This window comes from Porphyromonas sp., assembly GCF_030529325.1.
Lineage (GTDB): Bacteria > Bacteroidota > Bacteroidia > Bacteroidales > Porphyromonadaceae > Porphyromonas_A.
Window position 1 is genome coordinate 1 of sequence record NZ_JAUMXC010000093.1, and the last position, 2,017, is coordinate 2,017.

Annotated in this window: 1 protein-coding gene and 2 pseudogenes; 2 read left to right on the forward strand and 1 reads right to left on the reverse strand. The window is 38.0% G+C overall.

Annotated elements, in window-relative coordinates; translation table 11 throughout:
• Both Q4A14_RS08945 and Q4A14_RS08950 read left to right on the forward strand, forming a co-directional pair.
• Positions 1-257, forward strand: a pseudogene (locus tag Q4A14_RS08945) (hypothetical protein); the annotation flags it as partial.
• A 49-nt stretch (positions 258-306) separates the two neighbouring features.
• A complete protein-coding gene (locus Q4A14_RS08950) occupies positions 307-837 on the forward strand; it encodes a dihydrofolate reductase family protein (protein WP_303171530.1) in 531 nt (176 codons plus the stop codon).
• 54 nt (positions 838-891) lie between these two features.
• Here the strand turns inward: Q4A14_RS08950 and Q4A14_RS08955 are convergent.
• Positions 892-1,981: pseudogene (locus Q4A14_RS08955) on the reverse strand (ISAs1 family transposase).
• Between the last annotated feature and the right edge of the window lie 36 nt (positions 1,982-2,017).

Below are 2,017 nucleotides of genomic sequence, written 5' to 3' on the forward strand. Positions count from 1 at the left end.
ACTTAAACTTTACAATTCAAGATATGCTGAAAGTATATTATGGCGAGTCAGACTATGCTAAGTATGATAATTCAGCTTGTCAATGGAATCAATTCCTAAAGGACTTTTGCTCAGATGAATTTAGCGGCTATTATTCTGATAAGTTAAAAGTTGCTGCGATTCTATGGAAAGAAGTTAGAGACTCAAAAAATAAAAAAGTGTATTCGAGACAGCTTTTGGATGAGTACAGATCCAAAATAGAGGAGTATCATAAATAATCAACTCTCAGTTTATAGAGATAGGTAAATTAGAATCTGAGGTCAAGATATGAGAAAAGTAAAGCTATTTATAGCAATGAGTGTAGATGGCTACATTGCTGATAAAAATGGGAATGTCAGTTTTCTGCAAGGTCATGATGATTGTTTAGAAAACGAAGAAACCTATTCTGAGTTTATTAAAAAAATAGACACCGTCCTAATGGGTTGGAATACTTACAATCAGATAATAACTGAGTTATCCCCTGATCATTGGGTTTATGATAATTTATTGACTTATGTTTTCACTCACGAAGAACAAAAAGATTCGGATAAGATCATTTTTACAAGTGATAATTTGGAGGAATTGATCAAGAAACTAAAAGGGGATGATGGAAAAGATATTTGGATATGTGGCGGAGCAGATTTAGTTCAACAAGCCATCTCTTTAGATGTGATAGATGAGTACTTTATATCAATTATTCCGATAATTTTAGGAAATGGCATAAAGTTATTCAGCCAAAATGATGTGGAACATAAATTGAAATTAGTCAACACGATAACAAATAATGGAATAATCGAGTTGAATTATATTCGTAGATAAAATTGAGCTGTAAATGACGATAATATCTACAAGTGAATTTTCAGGGCAACCGCATCAAATTTTGAGTAGCTTTTTGAGGTAGTCTATATTTAGAGCAGCTTTGAATAACCTTCCGTAAGGATAACTTGTCTTTGTACTATGAGACAATGGCTAAGGCAAACTTTCTGAGTGTATTTAGATTAGTCGCAGAGTAATCCTTACGGGCTCGACAAGAATCCTCCCTGAAGGTTACATCCAAATACTAATGAAGTCTATTTTTAATCCCCAATATTCCCGAATACACTGCCCTATTAATAGACATTGCTCAGGAGGTAAACTGCTAATGTAATATTGCTTATCTAGGCGAGTATCTCCCTCTAAACCACTAATCTCACGCTGAACTTGAACTAAACTTTTCAGCCCTTGCCATTGATGACAATCTCCTGCTCCAAAAACTTCTGAGGCTGGTAGTGCCGTATAGGTTTGCTTCTCGATACGACCATGATCTTTCTCAAAAGTTTCATAACAATGAGATTGGTATTGTCCTGTAAAGCAGTCCTGAACATCCTCATACAAGTGTTTTTGATTGCCTTTGAGACTTAGTAGGATATAGTAAGCTTCCGATTGGATTATCTACTCTGCAATGTTGGTTTGAGGCCCCATAGCATCTATGCTGATGACTGCTCCCGACAAATCAAGGCTATCTGGAACTTCCTGAATGGCTTGTAACTCATTGCGTTTCTCGGAAACAGTCTCTTGAGCAAGGCTTAAACCTACTTCATCAACCCAAGCTGAGAGAATATGCGTACTGCCCGTTTTCTTCTTCGAGCCTCTCAGACGTTTGCCGTCAATGGCGATATGTTTACCCCCCCAAGTCGCTAATCAGCTCTTTACCATAGACCTGAAGACAAGCATAGAGAGACTGAGGATCAATACGTTGGAGAACTCTTTCAAAGGTGTCCACGCTCGGACAACCATCAGGCAATTTAACGAGTGGGCGAAGCGATTCTTCACGTTCCGGGCAAAGTTCATGCATCGACTCATAATCCTCGCCTCCACACAGATAACTCGCCAGTGCAATGACTAAAATATCACTTAACTTATGCTTGCAACGACCCTCTACCCCCGGGTCTTCTACCTTAGAAAAATAATCTTGTACATCCATAACCCATGGATAAGCCTATTTTGATGCGGTTGCCCT